This is a genomic window from Methylovorus sp. MM2 (assembly GCF_001648895.1).
Classification (GTDB): domain Bacteria; phylum Pseudomonadota; class Gammaproteobacteria; order Burkholderiales; family Methylophilaceae; genus MM1.
Genome location: NZ_LXUF01000001.1, coordinates 1,131,628 through 1,147,482 on the forward strand (window position 1 = coordinate 1,131,628; position 15,855 = coordinate 1,147,482).

A 15,855-nucleotide genomic window follows, 5' to 3' on the forward strand; every position below is an offset into this window, starting at 1 on the left:
TGAATCAATCAACTTTGTATCATCCCCGCACCAACGGTGTTGTTAGTAGATTCATCGATCAGGATAAAAGCACCTGTCGCACGATTCTTGGTGTAACTATCTACCATCAGCGGTTGCGCGAGTTTGAAAGTGATACGCGCGATATCGTTTGTGGTCAATGCCTGTGCTGGCAACTCTTCCAGTGTATTCACATCGATCTTGTAAGCGATCTCACCCACTTTTGCTTTTGATTCGCGGGTTGTATGGCGCACGATATACGTTCTGGCAGGGGATAATGGTGTCTCTGACAGCCAGCAAACCATTGCAGTAATTTGTTTAACTGGCTCGGGGGCCTGACCTGTTTTGACGATCATGTCGCCGCGCGATGTATCGATCTCATCTTCCAGAAGTAAAGTGACTGATTGCTCAGTTGTCGCATGAGGTAATTGCTCGTCACCTATCTGAATCGCTTTTACCTTTGAGCTCAAGCCGGATGGTAATACAGTCACAGCATCCCCTACGCTGATATCGCCAGATTCGATTCGTCCCATGAATCCACGGAAATCATGAAGCTCAGGGTCATCAGATGCGTGCGGACGGCAAACGAATTGCACGGGGAACCTGAACTCTTCATCCTGCTCAGAGTGCGCTGGCGGTGCAGCCTCTAGAAACTCCAGCAATGTAGGGCCTTCATACCAATCCATTGTGTCGCCACGGTCCACAATCATGTCGCCATTCAATGCAGACATTGGAATGAAGCTGATGTTATGACCAGCACGGTGCAAGCCAATCCGCTCTGCAAATGCCTGATAGTCCGCACGAATCCTTTCGAACTCTCCTTGGTCGTAATTCACCAAGTCCATCTTGTTAATAGCAACGACGATATGTGGAATGCCAACCAAGTGAGCAAGGTAAGAGTGTCTACGCGTTTGTGTCAGCACGCCTTTGCGCGCATCGATCAAAATGATGGCCAGATTAGCGGTTGAGGCCGCTGTCACCATATTACGCGTGTATTGCTCATGACCCGGCGCATCAGCAATGATGTATTTGCGCGTACCTGTGCTGAAATAACGGTAGGCGACATCGATGGTGATACCTTGCTCGCGTTCTGCTTGTAAGCCGTCAGTCAGCAAGGATAAATCCACTGCATCCAAACCGCGTTTTTTCGATGTGCGTGTGATCTGCGTCAGCGTGTCCGCAAGTATGGTCTTGGTGTCGAACAGTAAGCGTCCGATCAATGTGCTTTTCCCGTCATCTACGCTGCCGCATGTCATGAAACGTAGCAGGCTGTCGTTATGTTCAGCGTTATATTCGGGCAATTTTTCTATTTTCGACATTTAAAAATCAATTTTCGTTAAGTGATGCCTAATGGCAATTGGCTTTAGAAGTAGCCTTCTTTTTTACGTTGTTCCATTGATGCGTCAGATGTCTGGTCATCAAGGCGTGTCGCACCACGCTCTGTAATCGTGGTTGTTGCCGTTTCCAATACGATCTTCTCGACGGTATCTGCGTCACTTTCAACGGGAGCCGTGCAGGTGATATCCCCAACCGTGCGGAAACGGACGCGCATATTGATGATTTCTTCATCGGCTTTAGGCAGATTGATAGTCTCTGTGCCAGCAAGTGGAACATTCACTGGGAATATGGAGCCATTGCGCATCACGACATCCCGTTGATGTGCGAAATAGATACTTGGCAAGGCAAGCTTCTCACGCTCGATGTATTGCCAAACATCCATCTCAGTCCAGTTCGAGATAGGGAATGCGCGGATGTTCTCACCTTTGTGGGAACGTGCGTTATACAGATTCCACAACTCAGGGCGTTGGTTCTTTGGATCCCACTGGCCGAACTCATCGCGGAAGCTCATGATGCGTTCTTTGGCTCGTGCTTTTTCTTCATCGCGACGTGCGCCACCGATGCAGCAATCAAAGCCAAACTCTTCAATCGCCTCAAGCAATGTCACGGATTGGTGTTTATTACGAGACTCATCAGGTGATTTCAGCACCACTGTGCCGCGCTTCATTGAGTCTTCTACAGAGCGAACGATCAGACGCTCACCTAGTTCAGCAGCACGTTGGTCACGGAAATCAACGACCTCTTGATAGTTATGCCCGGTGTCGATATGCATCAGTGGGAAAGGGAAGCGGCCTGGGCGAAAGGCTTTTTCTGCAAGGCGCAAAATGCAAAGCGAATCTTTGCCACCCGAGAATAGCAGAACAGGGTTCGAGCATTGCCCTGCGACTTCACGCAGAATATAGATCGCTTCGGATTCGAGCCAATCCAGATGGCTGAGAGTTTGTTTGGTTAACGTAGTCATTGCTTCGCTATCAGGGAGTAAGGGCAAAATTTAAATAAGTGCTAAATTATATATTGGCTTGTTTCTTAAGGATATTAAAAGGATTGTCTTTTAATTTGATCCCCTATGAACGCGCCGCCAAACAGGTTGATTGATATCAACAGCGCCCTGATATGGCTCTGTAAAATCTTTCAGGCTAGCCAACGCATCTTCAGCTGAACGGTCAGCACGAATCAAATAACTGTTAAACCCACAACGCTTCAAGAAAAATAGTTGGTCACGTAACACATCACCAAAGGCGCGTAATTCATTCTTGAAGCCATAGCGCGTACGCAATAGATTACCGATCGAGAAGATGCGACCATCAGCAAAACGTTCTACATGTACACTGATCAATGGGAACACATTCAGGTCTGCTTGTTGTTCAGCCAGCAATTCAAGTGGTTCGTGAGTATCAAGCCAAACAGCGATCTCACCTTTACTTAGGCGATCAGCCAAAGCGTCTTTATGGGCGATCCATACAGAAAGCGGTAAGAGAACCTTGCCTTTTGCTGGAATCTCTGTCGAAGCAATTTGCTCAGGTGTATGGATGACTTCACCAGTTAGCTTGAAGAGTACAACCTTGCCAGCCTGCTTACGCACCACAGTATCTTCAGATACTGGAATCGTTACCAGTGTCCATTGATCTTCGATAATTTCGTTATTAAGGATCAGGTTTGATTTAGACATTCTCTGATTCCTTAGCGTAAACGTGTGCCTTGAAGGGGGCGATACCCAGACGGCGTACCGTATCAATAAAACGTTCTTCAGGCGTGCGTTCACCGATATACACATCGATCAGACGTTGCACTACACCGGGCATCTCTTCTGCCGCGAATGATGGGCCGATGACACTGCCGATACTTGCGTCATTACCTTGCTTGCCGCCGATACTGACCTGATACCATTCTGAACCATCTTTATCGACACCAAGGATACCGATATGGCCGATATGATGGTGTCCGCAAGCGTTCATGCAACCGGATATGTTTAATTCCAGCTCGCCAATGTCGTGCAGATAATCGAGGTTATCGAATTGCATCTGAATCGCTTCTGCGATCGGGATGCTCTTTGCATTTGCCAGTGAACAAAAGTCACCACCCGGGCAACAAATGATGTCAGTCAACAAGCCGATATTCGCTGTGGCCAAACCATGGGCACGCGCCTTTTCCCACAGGCTGAGTAAGTCGCTGATTTTCACATCGGCCAGGATCAAATTCTGCTCATGTGAGACGCGTAATTCACCAAAGCTATATTCATCAGATAGGTTTGCGACAGCATGCATCTGCTCAGAAGTTGCATCGCCTGGTGCTTGACCATGGGTTTTCAATGATAATGTAACAGCGCGATAACCAGACTTCTTGTGCGCATGCACATTGCGTTTCACCCAAGCCGCAAATGCTGGGTTGCTTGCAATAGCGCTATCAAATGCAGCGTTGTGAGTCGGCAAAGTTTCATAAGGCATTTCAGTGAAATGGTCTGCTACACGTGCCAACTCAGTTTCTGTGATTGTGTTAGGGCTGTTTTTTAGATGTTCCCACTCAGCTTCTACCTGATTGCGGAACTCATCGATACCTAAGGCTTTTACCAATATCTTGATACGCGCTTTATAGGCGTTATCACGACGTCCATGCAGGTTATATACGCGGATGATCGCTTCGCAATAAGTCAGTGCATGTTGCCATTCAAGATGTTCGCGAATCACACTGCCTAAAATAGGCGTGCGACCCAAACCGCCACCGACCCAGACTTTGATCGCGATCTTATTATCAGCATCTGGGTAGAATTCCATGCCGATGTCGTGCGCTTGCACGATGGCACGGTCTGTCTTGGTGCCTGAGACGGCGATCTTGAACTTGCGCGGTAGTAGGGCAAACTCAGGATGGAACGTACTCCACTGACGCATGATCTCTGCAATCGCACGCGGGTCAATGACTTCGTCTGGCGCTACACCAGAAAATTGATCTGTCGTGATGTTACGGATGCAATTGCCGGATGTCTGAATCGCGTGCATCTCAACTGTAGCGAGTTCAGCAAGGATATCCGGCACATCTTCAAGTTTTGGCCAGTTCAATTGCAAGTTTTGACGTGTACTGAAATGCCCATAGCTACGGTCAAAGCGTTTAGCGATATCAGCTAGCTTATTGAGCTGCTTTGAAGATAGCATGCCATAAGGCACTGCAATACGTAGCATAGGTGCATGGCGTTGGATATAAAGACCATTCTGCAAGCGAAGAGGGCGGAACTCTTCGTCTGTTAACTCACCAGCAAGGTAGCGGCGTGTCTGGTCACGATATTGCGCTACGCGCTCATCAACAATGGCTTGATCGATTTCGTCGTATTTATACATAGAGTCTTTACTTATTGCGTTACAAATTTAAGTCCGATAAGCAGCAAAATAGATGCTAGGATCGGACGTAATAATTTTTCTGGTATTTTTGCACTCACATGGCTACCAATCCATATTCCCGGTAGCGAGCCCACTAACAAGCTGCCTAATAATCCAAAATCGACATGGCCTAATGACCAGTGGCCGATACCTGCAATAGCAGTGAGCGGGATGGCATGTGCCAAATCTGTACCAACTACTTTCAATGTCGACATTCTTGGGTATAGGAACAAGATGGCAATTGTGCCAAGTGCACCAGCACCTACGGATGACATTGTCACCAATACACCCAATATCGCCCCCGTTAGAATCGTCGCGGGAATCTGCACTTTTCCAAAACGCCCGGTACTAACGATGCTGCTTTCTACAACGCGTTCCGTATTGCGCAACAAGACGCTACGGATAAGGATCGCACATGCGGTCAGTATTAATGCAATACCTAACGAATAGGTAATCAGGCCGGATACTTCCTTGCCAATGGTCATTAAATGCTTGATGACAAAGATCGTGATCACGGACAGTGGCAGGCTGCCGATCGACATCAAACCGACGACTCTCCAATCTACTGATTTATGTGTTCCGTGATGAACCCATACACCACCTGTTTTTGTGATGGCGGCGAATAACAGGTCAGTTCCAACGGCGACAGCAGGTTTAAAGCTAAACAGAAATACGAGCAGTGGAGTCATCAATGAGCCACCACCAACACCAGTAATGCCAACCAATAAACCAACTGCAAAACCGGATAAGATGTATGCTAATTCCATTAATGCCTACTTATTGATTTCATTAAAATTTAATGTAAAGCCCTACATTATAACAGGGTATGTAGGCGAGTTTTAATAATATGTTATTGTGGGTATATGTGATTTAATTATAAGCTAATGCCTTAATAGGCTAAAAAAGGCGAGGCATCCGGTTTTTATGAAGTTTCATCAATTAAGATATATCCATGAAGTTGCCAAGCAAAGCTTGAATATCTCGCAGGCTGCTGATGTGTTACATACCTCGCAACCTGGTGTAAGCAAGCAGATTCAGTTGCTAGAAGAGGAGCTAAATCTGCAAATATTTCTGCGTAACGGCAAACGTTTGGTTGGCGTTACTGAGCCGGGTCAAATTATACTGGACTTGGCCGAGCGCGTCATGCGGGAAATGAATAATATCAAGAGCGTAGGGGAAGAATTCACCCAAAAAGCAACTGGTACTTTAACGATCGCAACTACGCATACACAGGCGCGTTATCGATTGCCTCTCGCGGTAAAAGCATTCATGGCCCAATTTCCTGATGTGCATCTGACCATTCATCAGGGAAACCCAACCCAAGTTGCCGAACAGGTTGCCAGTGGCGAAGCTGACATCGGTATTGCAACTGAGTCGATCAGTAGTTATGAAAAGCTGGTGTGTTTGCCTTGCTATCAATGGAACCGCTGCGTCGTGACGCCTCATGACCACCCGTTATTGAGCGACTTGCCACTTACATTGGAAAAAGTATCGCGTTACCCGCTGATTACCTATGACTTTGCCTTTACTGGTGGATCATTGGTTAGTCGTGTATTTGGCAAAGAGGACTTACAGCCGAATGTGGTGTTAACGGCGATTGACGCGGACGTGATTAAAACTTATGTCGGTTTAGGGCTAGGCATAGGCCTGCTTGCTAACATGGCGTATGACAAAGATCGTGACACCAATCTTTCCATGCTAGATGCAAGTCATCTATTTCCGCCTAGCACAACTTATATCGGTTTCCGTCGAGATGCCTATTTGCGGGGTTACACCTATGACTTTATCAAGTTGTTGGCGCCCCATTATGATCGCAAGTCAGTGAATGCCGCCATCAAGAGCGGGGAATCCAGTCTTGATTATGAAGATTAGGTACTTGAGGATGCATTCATGAGGTCAGTGACTGCATTTGTGTTTGTCATGGTTCTTGGGCTCGGCTCGTTATCGTCTTTTGCTGCGGACCTTCCACCTATCGACCCTGATTCTGCTATTTATGAAGTGCCTGTGGAGTCCGGTGTCAGCTACGATGATGTCATGCTTAGTCTTAAGGTCGTATCTGAAGGGATGAATTTCGTTAACCCTGCTAATTTTCCTTTGGGTGAGCATATGAAGGCGCGCGGCCAAGCACCTGAGGGTGTGCTTGAAGTGCATGCCTACTGCAATTTAGGGCTGGGCGCTGAGATCATGCTTGATCATCCGGAGTTCGTTGTGTTTGCCCCGTGCCGTATCGCTATCTATCAAAAGCAGGGGAGGTTATATCTGGGGTTGGATAGACCTACTTTTGATTTGAGAAGTATCAAGAATCCGACTGCGCGTGCAAAAAATGCGGCACAAAGTCTGGAAAATGCATTAATACATATAATGGATAAAGCGCGTAAAGGCGATATCTAGTTTTTGAATGGATTGAAAGAACATCATGACCGAACCTTTATTAATCGCTAAAAATCAGGATGATTCGCTTTATCTTTTGCCGCGCATGGCTAATCGCCATGGGTTGATCGCTGGCGCTACGGGTACAGGTAAAACGGTAACGTTGCAAAGCCTTGCGGAAAGTTTCTCCCGTGCTGGTGTACCGGTATTTATGGCGGATGTGAAGGGGGACTTGTCTGGTATGAGCCAGATTGGTGGCGGTAATGCAAAAGTCGAGGCAAGAATCCAGCAGCTTGCGATTGAGGGTTTCAAGTTGGCTGCTTGCCCAGTCGATTTCTGGGATGTGTTTGGCATTAAAGGTCACCCTGTTCGCACGACAGTGGCAGAGATGGGGCCTTTGTTGCTTTCACGCATGCTCAACCTGAATGATGTGCAGAGCGGTGTGCTCAACGCCATTTTCAAGATCGCGGATGACCATCAATGGCTGTTGCTCGATCTAAAAGATTTTCGTGCCATGATCCAGCATGCTTCTGAGCATGCGGCAGAGTACAACGCCCAGTATGGCAATATATCTACTGCCAGCATCGGCGCAATCCAGCGGGCATTGTTACAGTTGGAGACTGAAGGAGCAGATAAACTCTTTGGCGAGCCAGCACTGAATATTGATGACCTGATGCAGACGGATGGCAATGGTCATGGCGTAGTGAATATCTTGGCGGCAGATGCACTTTATAACTCCCCGCGCGTTTATGCCACCTTATTGCTATGGCTACTTTCCGAGTTGTTTGAGAAACTGCCAGAAGTTGGCGACCTTGATAAACCCAAGATGGTGTTCTTTTTTGATGAGGCGCATCTGCTGTTTAATGATGCCCCCAAAGCTTTGATGGATAAGATCGAACAAGTCGTGCGGTTGATTCGATCGAAAGCGGTGGGTATCTATTTCGTCAGCCAAAATCCATTGGATATCCCTGATGTCGTCCTTGGGCAGCTAGGTAACCGTGTACAGCATGCCTTACGTGCATTTACACCACGTGACCAGAAAGCGGTGAAGTCAGCTGCTGAGACTTTTCGTGCTAATCCCGAGATCGATGTGCAGACGGCGATTACTGAGTTGGAAGTCGGTGAGGCACTCGTTTCGTTTTTAGATGATAAGGGCAGGCCATTGCCAGTCGAGCGGGCTTATGTATGCCCACCTGGCAGTAGAATTGGCCCCGCAACAGATATCGAGCGCTCACATGTCATTAAAACTTCGCTTATCTACGGACATTATGAGAACGCCATTGATCGTGAGTCTGCCTACGAAGTGCTTAAAGGGCGTGCAACAGAATCTGCACCCAATCAGCCTGAGGAGGATAAGGGATTCGACTGGGGTGGTTTATTCGGTGGCGGTAATCAAACTACTACAAAGAAGCCAGTCGGCAGGCAACCACAAAGCATTCTCGAAACAGTCGCGAAAAGCGCTGCACGCACAATCGGTACCGAGCTAGGCCGCCAAATATTGAGAGGCGTTCTTGGGTCGATCACCGGTAAACGTAAATAGCTTAAACGTGATATTTAGTATTTCAATATGCCGTCTTCAGGGCGGATAAAGCGACTACCGAAATTCTCATCTTTCGGTTTGGGATAGTCGGCGGGATTGGATGATCCATTATTTCCACTCGGTGAGCCATTGTTGTTGTGCGGCGGAGATGGGTGTTGTGGTGTATTCCCATACTGATTATACGGATAGTAAGGCCAGCGCTGCGGATTGTTGTAAATGGTCTGGGTTGGCTCTTTCGTTCCACAGGCTGCATGCATCAGACGCGTTTGCTCCGTCATCGCATCAGCAGAAGACGGCAGATTGGTCGTTTTTTCAAGGGATGCCCTTGCTGCGCGACATTCATTTGAGGTGGACTTGTCTGCGGTAACCTGAGTTGCTGTTTTAGCCTGCTGATCTTTGTTTTCTTTAGCTGCAGCATTTACCCAGTTACGCTGCTCATCTGTACTTGCCAATGCGCGCGCACGAATCATGTCCCCATTATTGATCGCAGACTTGACCGCAGAGTCTAATTTTTTGGCAATATCATTCTCATCATTAGAGACGTTTTCTGCGTCAGGGATGCTAGTGATATCCGTCAATGTCTGTGCGCTGCCAGCTGCGCATGGTGAGTCTGAGTAGACTGTTTTGCCTTTATCTGTGCATTTATACACCTCGGCATGCGCATAGCCTGTGCATAAAATGAGCAGGCTGATGATTTGGCATAAGGATCTAGTTCTAGTATTCATGCGTTTAAGACCGTGTAAAGAAACAATGATTCATATGCCTATGATTCTATGTGATAACAGTAGTTTAAAATATATCAATCTAACATTCTCGGAACTCTAATTTTTGCAACGAATCATTCAAGCCGGAAAAGCTGAACAAACCATTAATAAGTCTCGTTTTATCGCAATCGCGGAATATTGTGACAGTGAGCGGGCCGTTGCGCAGGCATTAAGGAAGTTGGCAATGGAGAATCAAAGTGCGCACCACCTTGCTTATGCATTCAGGATGAAAACTGAGCAGGGTATCGTTCAACGTTTTAACGATGCAGGTGAGCCTTCAGGTACTGCAGGTAAGCCAGTCTTGCAGCTTCTTGAGGGGCGTGACTTGATCAATATCTGTGTTGGCGTCATCCGTTATTATGGCGGCATTAATCTGGGAACTGGTGGATTAGCACGGGCATATGGTGGAACAGCTAAAATGGCGCTTGATGTAGCCAAGTTGGCCGACTATGTCGAGATGGTACGTATAGCGTTGGTGCTGGACTATGCTCGTTTTGATGAGTTGGCGCGCGAGGTTACAAGGCTTAATGGCGAAGTACTGGATAAACAGTTTGGTGAACGTGTCAGCGTCGTGATATCCATTCCAGCTAATAGTGCGGCAGCGTTAAAGCAACGGTTCACTAAGCCTTGATGTGAAGGAGCTTTCAATGAAGCAAAAATTACAGCAGGCTGCTGAGTTGGCATTGATGGGAAAGTGGAAAGATGCACATGAGATTGCGCAGATATATAACGATCCTATCGCCTGCTGGATACATGCGGTACTACATAAAATCGAGCAGGATGAGAGCAATAGCCGCTATTGGTATGCAAGAGCCAATAGGCGCTATGAGGATTTTTCTGACTCTAATGATGAGTTAAAAGAGATTATTCAGGCTCTTATTTTAAGAGGTACGTGAGCAATGCTTTTAAAATTTATTCTAGGTCGTGTAACGGTTATGAGGTGCTTTGATTTATTATCGCTAATGTTTAGTTAGCATTACTATAAAAAATAATTATTAAATCACCTCAGGGAAAACAATGAAATTCTTACCGTTAGCAGCACCTATTTTATTATCCTCATTATTTTTATTTGGCTGTTCACATAACTCCCCAAGGTATGCGCCTTCAGTTACTAATCAAGAAAAACTAAAAAATATTGCAACTCAAGCCCTAGATAAAAAGGTGGCTACTGAAACATTCACAGCTGTATCACCTGGTAGAAAATCTATTGTTTGTAGGGCCGCTGGTACAGTAACGCCTCCAGATGGTAAATCTTTCGAAAAGTATCTTGAAGATGCTTTTGTAGGTGAGCTGAAAATGAGTGGGTTATATGCCTCGACTGGGCAAAAGATTAGTGGGAAATTACAAGAGCTAGATTTTAATTCTAATATCGGGGCTGGGAAGTGGATTATTAAAATGGAATTTTCTTGTGCAGGAAAATCACCATTTATTGTAGAGAGTCAATACGATTTCTCAACAAATTTTATAGCTGATATTGCTTGCGAGCAAGTTTCTCAAGCACTGCCTGCTGCAACGCAGGATTTTATAGAGAAAGTTGTAGATAATCAGGGATTTAAAAACTGTTTATAAGAAATAAATCACTAAAAAGCTTGCTAAATGCAAGCCTTTTAGTTTGCTGAGTACTATTGCAATACTAATATCTCGCCTTTTCCGTCATTCGCGAGATCGCCTGCGTAGCGCTGAACACGGTTCTGGTTGATCTTTGAGAACTTGCTCGGAAGTGCTGCAAAAGATTTGAACATCAGATTCAAAAAAGGCAATGTGTGAGTACCGCAATCTTGAATAGTCGCATGTAAATCGGGTGTTTTCGTCACTAACAACGTACCGCGGCGCATGCCATAACCCAAGTATTCACCCGTATTACCCAGAATGCCGATGGTGCCAGCCAGCATGCGTGAGGCACAATAGGCGCCTACATTACCTTCAATCAGGATAAGTCCACGGCGCATCTGGTCACCAGCACGTTCTCCAGCATTACCAGTGACGAGCACAGTGCCGCCTTTCATGCCTTTGCGCTCGCCAAAGTAGGCTGCACCTAGAAAGTCGCCAACATTGCCTTTGATATGGATGAACCCATCTGCCATGCCACTTGCTGCAAATGCATCGGCATCACCATTTAAGATGATCTCGCCTTTTTTCATCTGGAACCCAAGGTAGGAGCCTGCGCCGCCATTGATGGTGATTTTGCCGGACTTCATGCCGCTACCGATATAGTCCAGCTTGTGATTAGCGTTATCGAATACGATGCCATTGCTATCATCACCGCTGATCGCGAATACTTCATCTGTGCGTAATTTAGTTTTGCCGCTTTGCAGCAAGATGGCACCGATGTCAGCAATCGACTTACCAGCCAATTTATCTGGGGTGAGAGGGCTTAGATCAATACGTTGTTGTGCTGGGCTTTTTAATGTAAAGGTAAGTGCGCTCATGCTGTCACTCCCGGTGCGATATCGTTTAAGGATTCATCGCTCATGATGTCACGTAATTTGAAATGATAAGGGCCAAGCTTGCCACCGTAATTACCTGCCGAGACTCGCTTTATGCCATTTTCTGCACCTAGGGCACAAGCTGCTGCGATGCCTGCGCGCGTGGCTTTGCGGATATCCAGTTCTGTCAATCCATCGATGACGATCTCCATCACGGATTCAATCTCCGGTGAAAGCTGTGTGTTAGTGATGCCTTTTAGCGTAGGGCAGAATGCATCATTGGTCGAGGCAATCAGTGTCTTGTATTTTGAACCTACCTTAGAACCTGAGCGCACAACACCACCTGGGAAAGGCATGATGACATTGGGAATCTTTTTCATGGCTTCGATTGCTGCTTCGCAAGCAGCTAGCGCTTGTGGTTGCGATTCGGCCAAGATGAGAAAATTGCCACCACCTACGGAACGTATCATCCCCGTACTTTCTTCAGTGAGAAACTCGCCATCCATCACCGGTACGCGCCAGAAGCGTTTTCCACCGAACTTCTTTGATATCTGGAAGCCATCACCGAAGAAACGCAGGTTCTTGCCCAAATTTATCTTTGTAATCTCTGGATAGCCACTGTCAATACCTGAGAACGCAGCAGCAGTCGGGCAGGTGAGTACACATTGCCCAAGTCGTGTTTCTAGCTGCTTCATCAATACAGCGCTCCCCATGGCGAACATCAGAATAGATACCCCGGGGCGTCCATCTGGTGTTTCGTTTGCGGACATTTCACGCTCTATACCAGCTTCGACTCCGCATGCGATGACCGAAGTCGCGAAGCCCGTCATCGCATTGGCTGCGTTATAGGCCCACTTAAGATTTTGTGCTGTGATGATAACGCGTGTGCCGCGCATGCCGAAGGCCTCAGCAAAAGTGTCGTCAATCGTTACGCCGTTGATTATCATACTGTTTTCTCCCGGCGTCCTTTTGCTTCCTGTACGATGATCTTGCCACGACCGCCATCCGCGATCTCGTTCTCATTGACCTTGAAGTTTTCCATATTCATGGTGTGATATTTATCAAAATACTGCTTAAGGTCTTTTTCAATGCTGCGATCAAACTCCGGTCGAGTGACATGCGTTGCGCCCCAAGTCACTTTCACCACCTTACCATTGCGCACGACCAACTCACCATCCTTGAATACATAATCCGGCGTAGTGAACATCTTTTCGCGGTCTGGGTCATCCGTATAAACAGTAATATCTGCGGCACCACCAATGCCAAGGTGTCCACGGTCATGCAGGCCAACCAGTTTAGCCGCACCTGCACGTGTCATGATGGCGATCTCATACAGACTGTATTCACGGTCTATCGATGTCAAGGTGCTCATCGCCTGTGCATCAAGATTCAAGCTGGCGAAAGCTTCATTACGGAAGTTCTTGTCCATCAGCAAACGAATGAGGTGAGGGTAAGTCGTGAATGGCGCACCGTTCGGGTGATCTGTCGTTAAGAATATGCGCCAAGGGTCTTCACTCAGCAGGAATATCTCCAAGCCGATGGCCCATTGCAAAGCATTGACGAAATTCTCGTCCTTATATTTGAATGGGACGATACCGCAACCAGCATCGCATTCGATATCCATGATCACGGATTTACGTGGACTACCAAGGCCCGCATTGGCGAATTGACGCATATTGTCGCCAGAAGCGGTGACGGTTTGCCCAAACAATATCTGGCCGACATCGGCCGAGATGTTCTTGTTCTTGTTGAGCGCCTCAGCAATCGCTGCTGCACCGGATGAGAACTTACGATCACCTTCAGCACCGTAGCTATGGAACTGAATATGTGTGAGGTGGAGTGGATAACCTTCTACGGTATCCATCGTCTTGAGTGTGGTGCCTACGTTACCGGGAACGCCTAGATTGTTACCATGGACATGCAACGGTTTGGCGATACCTAGCTCGTAGACTGCACGCGAAAGTGTCTTGAGGATCTCGCGTGGGGTGATTTGGTAATGCACATGCTGTTCATCTACATCTAGCCAGCGCTGATTGAACTTGAATGCACTGATTCCACCCGGATTCACTACTTTGAGGCCGATACATTGGCTGGCCTGCAATATCCATGCGACATAATCGTTAATGGCGTTCTGGTCTTTTTTCGCTGCAAGCATGCGCAGGAAGTAATCATCGCTGCCAATCATGGCATAACCACCTTTATCGATGATTGGCGTATCTGCCATCTCCAAGTGTGATTGACGTGCATTCACGGGCAGTAGCGCGGGCTCAAAACCAGCGGTGTAGCCCATCTCTGCGTAACGGTAGCCAGTAGTGAGTGTGGATGGCACCGCATGGCCACAGCCCGAACGGCAGACTTCGTTATGTGCGACTGGGTCACCACGATGGTCTTCTGGCAACATGGTACGTGCGATATTGACCTTGCCACCACCAATATGGGTGTGCATGTCAATAGCGCCTGCCATAACGACCTTGCCTCGAATGTCATATTCGGTATCGATAGCTTCGTCTGCGCGTGGCCTTTCTACGATACGGCCATCACGAATATAAATATCCATGATCTTGCCGTCGATCTGATGCGCGGGGTCGTAGATTCTGCCGCCTGTGAGTTTGGTTAACATGTGACTTGATCCTTAAGCTTTTACGCCAGCTTCGATAGCGGACAATACTTCGGTGAGCGTGGGGAATGACGCAGCGCGTACCTGTTTCAATGGTAAGGCAACCGAGCTATCGCTGCGGAATTGCACGCCATTGCTGTCTAAACCGGGAATCGCGATAGGGATGAATACAGCCGGCTGTTGTTTGAACTGCATGGCGGGATGGCCGATGACGACTGTGGGTACATCGCTCTCAGGCGGTAATCTTGCCGGATTATAGCTATTGACCCATATCATGGCGTCAACCTCTTGCTCGGCTAGCAAGCTATCTGTGTTGTAGTGGTAGGGGTCATAATCAGGGTAATCTCGGCGGTATGAGCTTCGGAACGGATATCCGCTGATCCAGCTACTCGCATTATACGAACCAACATCTCCATCGTTACCACTAAGCGGTAAACCTGATGAGCGAGTCGTTTGATTAAGTTTTTCTACAGTACCCGTGATGTTCTGTATGGTCAGTTCAGCATGCGAGATATCTAATGAACTAGATATCCAGGCAAGTACGCTATATTTAGCTGCGTGCAGACGATCTGCTAGTTTTTGCAGGTCGCTGACAGCAATGCCACCCACCTCAGATGCGACCAGTTTTTTACCGCTAATCAATGCCCTTAATGCTGCAGTGACTTCAGGCAGTTTTTCTTTATCGCAAGGCAATACAGTCGGTTTGGTGCCGTTAGGGGAGATGCCTGCTGAGGTATCAAGGTCACGGCCACCCAAATAGACGACCTCGCGTGTTGCGGTATCTTGACCGAACATTGATTCCTGATTCCAGATTAAGCGCTCAAAGAAACGTGAGAAATAGCTGACGATATCTGTGCCAACGACCACCAATAAGTCAACGCGATTGCGCACTTCAGTCAGCGTAGTGATTTGCCAACCAGAATTTTGCAACACATACAGATTACGCATGCTGCTTTTTGAATTCATGTGATCGATGGTGGCATTCGATGTCTCGGCAAGATTCATCACTGCACGCATGCCGTAGATATCAGTACTTAAACCACTAATAAGCGGATGTTGCGCATGCTTGAAAAGAGAGATTGCTTCTGCAATGGCTTCTTCAAGTTTGGCTGGCTGACCATTGATTTGAGGGGATTTCTCTCTGTAGGGACGTTCGAAGAAGGCGACACTTTTCGCACATTTCTTCTCGACGACATTCAATACACCGGCTTCGTCGCGTTGGATTTTTAAGTCATCACAGAGCAAGCCACAGGCAGGGCAGGCCACTCCATCGATAGTGGCAGCTTGAGCAAAATTCTCCATCCTATAAACCTTATCTTTCACCAGCTTTACGTAATTTTACGCAACTGGATTGTTAATTATTTATCGGCTGAAGCTTTTAGATTGCGGCATGGCTTCATGATGCACATGATTCGCCGAGCGCTTTGAATTTGGA

At 47.2% G+C, this 15,855-nt stretch carries 16 protein-coding genes; 6 read left to right on the forward strand and 10 right to left on the reverse strand.

Features of this window, described 5'->3' with window-relative positions:
• Positions 1–8: 8 nt before the first annotated feature.
• From cysN to A7981_RS05365, 5 genes are all read right to left on the reverse strand, one after another.
• Positions 9–1,316 (reverse strand): sulfate adenylyltransferase subunit CysN, encoded by a 1,308-nt coding sequence (gene cysN / locus A7981_RS05345; protein WP_067265037.1) that lies wholly within the window; start codon positions 1,314–1,316, stop codon positions 9–11.
• Between the two features lie 44 nt (positions 1,317–1,360).
• Positions 1,361–2,296 carry a sulfate adenylyltransferase subunit CysD gene (gene cysD / locus A7981_RS05350; RefSeq protein ID WP_067265041.1) on the reverse strand — a complete coding sequence of 312 codons (936 nt, stop codon included), beginning with the start codon at positions 2,294–2,296 and terminating at the stop codon, positions 1,361–1,363.
• Between the two features lie 90 nt (positions 2,297–2,386).
• Positions 2,387–3,004: a DUF934 domain-containing protein gene (locus A7981_RS05355; RefSeq protein ID WP_067265043.1), complete on the reverse strand. Its 618-nt coding sequence runs from the start codon at positions 3,002–3,004 to the stop codon at positions 2,387–2,389.
• On the reverse strand, positions 2,997–4,664 hold the full coding sequence (locus A7981_RS05360; protein ID WP_067265046.1) for a nitrite/sulfite reductase: 1,668 nt from the start codon (positions 4,662–4,664) through the stop codon (positions 2,997–2,999). The genes A7981_RS05355 and A7981_RS05360 overlap by 8 nt, the downstream gene beginning before the upstream one ends.
• Before the next feature lie 11 nt (positions 4,665–4,675).
• The gene (locus A7981_RS05365) at positions 4,676–5,470 is read right to left on the reverse strand and encodes a sulfite exporter TauE/SafE family protein (protein ID WP_067265050.1); all 795 of its coding nucleotides are present in this window, start codon (positions 5,468–5,470) and stop codon (positions 4,676–4,678) included.
• Positions 5,471–5,627: 157 nt separating this feature from the next.
• Here A7981_RS05365 and A7981_RS05370 point away from each other — a divergent pair, with 157 nt between their 5' ends.
• Genes A7981_RS05370 through A7981_RS05380 form a run of 3 tightly spaced genes read left to right on the forward strand, consistent with a single transcriptional unit; the run spans position 5,628 to position 8,613 of the window.
• Positions 5,628–6,575, forward strand: coding sequence for a CysB family HTH-type transcriptional regulator (locus A7981_RS05370; RefSeq protein WP_067265053.1), 948 nt, complete (start codon positions 5,628–5,630; stop codon positions 6,573–6,575).
• Positions 6,576–6,623: 48 nt separating this feature from the next.
• Entirely contained in the window at positions 6,624–7,094 is a 471-nt protein-coding gene (locus A7981_RS05375; protein ID WP_254258530.1) for a DUF302 domain-containing protein, read from the forward strand.
• 25 nt (positions 7,095–7,119) lie between these two features.
• Positions 7,120–8,613: a helicase HerA-like domain-containing protein gene (locus A7981_RS05380; RefSeq protein ID WP_067265059.1), complete on the forward strand. Its 1,494-nt coding sequence runs from the start codon at positions 7,120–7,122 to the stop codon at positions 8,611–8,613.
• A gap of 14 nt (positions 8,614–8,627) precedes the next feature.
• Here the strand turns inward: A7981_RS05380 and A7981_RS05385 are convergent, their stop codons facing one another.
• Complete coding sequence (locus A7981_RS05385) at positions 8,628–9,338, reverse strand: DUF4124 domain-containing protein (RefSeq protein ID WP_067265061.1); 711 nt, start codon at positions 9,336–9,338, stop codon at positions 8,628–8,630.
• A gap of 103 nt (positions 9,339–9,441) precedes the next feature.
• Between A7981_RS05385 and A7981_RS05390 the strand changes: the two genes are divergently transcribed.
• From A7981_RS05390 to A7981_RS05400, 3 genes are all read left to right on the forward strand, one after another.
• A complete protein-coding gene (locus tag A7981_RS05390; protein ID WP_067265065.1) occupies positions 9,442–10,008 on the forward strand; it encodes a YigZ family protein in 567 nt (188 codons plus the stop codon).
• 16 nt (positions 10,009–10,024) lie between these two features.
• Positions 10,025–10,273, forward strand: coding sequence for a hypothetical protein (locus A7981_RS05395; protein WP_067265068.1), 249 nt, complete (start codon positions 10,025–10,027; stop codon positions 10,271–10,273).
• 121 nt (positions 10,274–10,394) lie between these two features.
• Complete coding sequence (locus A7981_RS05400) at positions 10,395–10,946, forward strand: hypothetical protein (protein ID WP_067265071.1); 552 nt, start codon at positions 10,395–10,397, stop codon at positions 10,944–10,946.
• 53 nt (positions 10,947–10,999) lie between these two features.
• On the opposite strand, the gene A7981_RS05405 is transcribed toward A7981_RS05400, so the two are convergent.
• From A7981_RS05405 to A7981_RS05420, 4 genes are read right to left on the reverse strand one after another with little or no spacing between them, the layout of a single operon-like run.
• Positions 11,000–11,806, reverse strand: coding sequence for a formylmethanofuran dehydrogenase subunit C (locus A7981_RS05405; protein WP_067265074.1), 807 nt, complete (start codon positions 11,804–11,806; stop codon positions 11,000–11,002).
• Positions 11,803–12,750, reverse strand: coding sequence for a formylmethanofuran--tetrahydromethanopterin N-formyltransferase (fhcD, locus tag A7981_RS05410; RefSeq protein ID WP_067265077.1), 948 nt, complete (start codon positions 12,748–12,750; stop codon positions 11,803–11,805). Before fhcD ends, A7981_RS05405 begins: the two co-directional genes overlap by 4 nt.
• Positions 12,747–14,423, reverse strand: coding sequence for a formylmethanofuran dehydrogenase subunit A (locus tag A7981_RS05415; RefSeq protein ID WP_067265079.1), 1,677 nt, complete (start codon positions 14,421–14,423; stop codon positions 12,747–12,749). The genes fhcD and A7981_RS05415 overlap by 4 nt, the downstream gene beginning before the upstream one ends.
• Positions 14,424–14,435: 12 nt before the next feature.
• Positions 14,436–15,722, reverse strand: a complete 1,287-nt coding sequence (locus A7981_RS05420) for a formylmethanofuran dehydrogenase subunit B (RefSeq protein ID WP_067265081.1) — start codon at positions 15,720–15,722, stop codon at positions 14,436–14,438.
• Between the last annotated feature and the right edge of the window lie 133 nt (positions 15,723–15,855).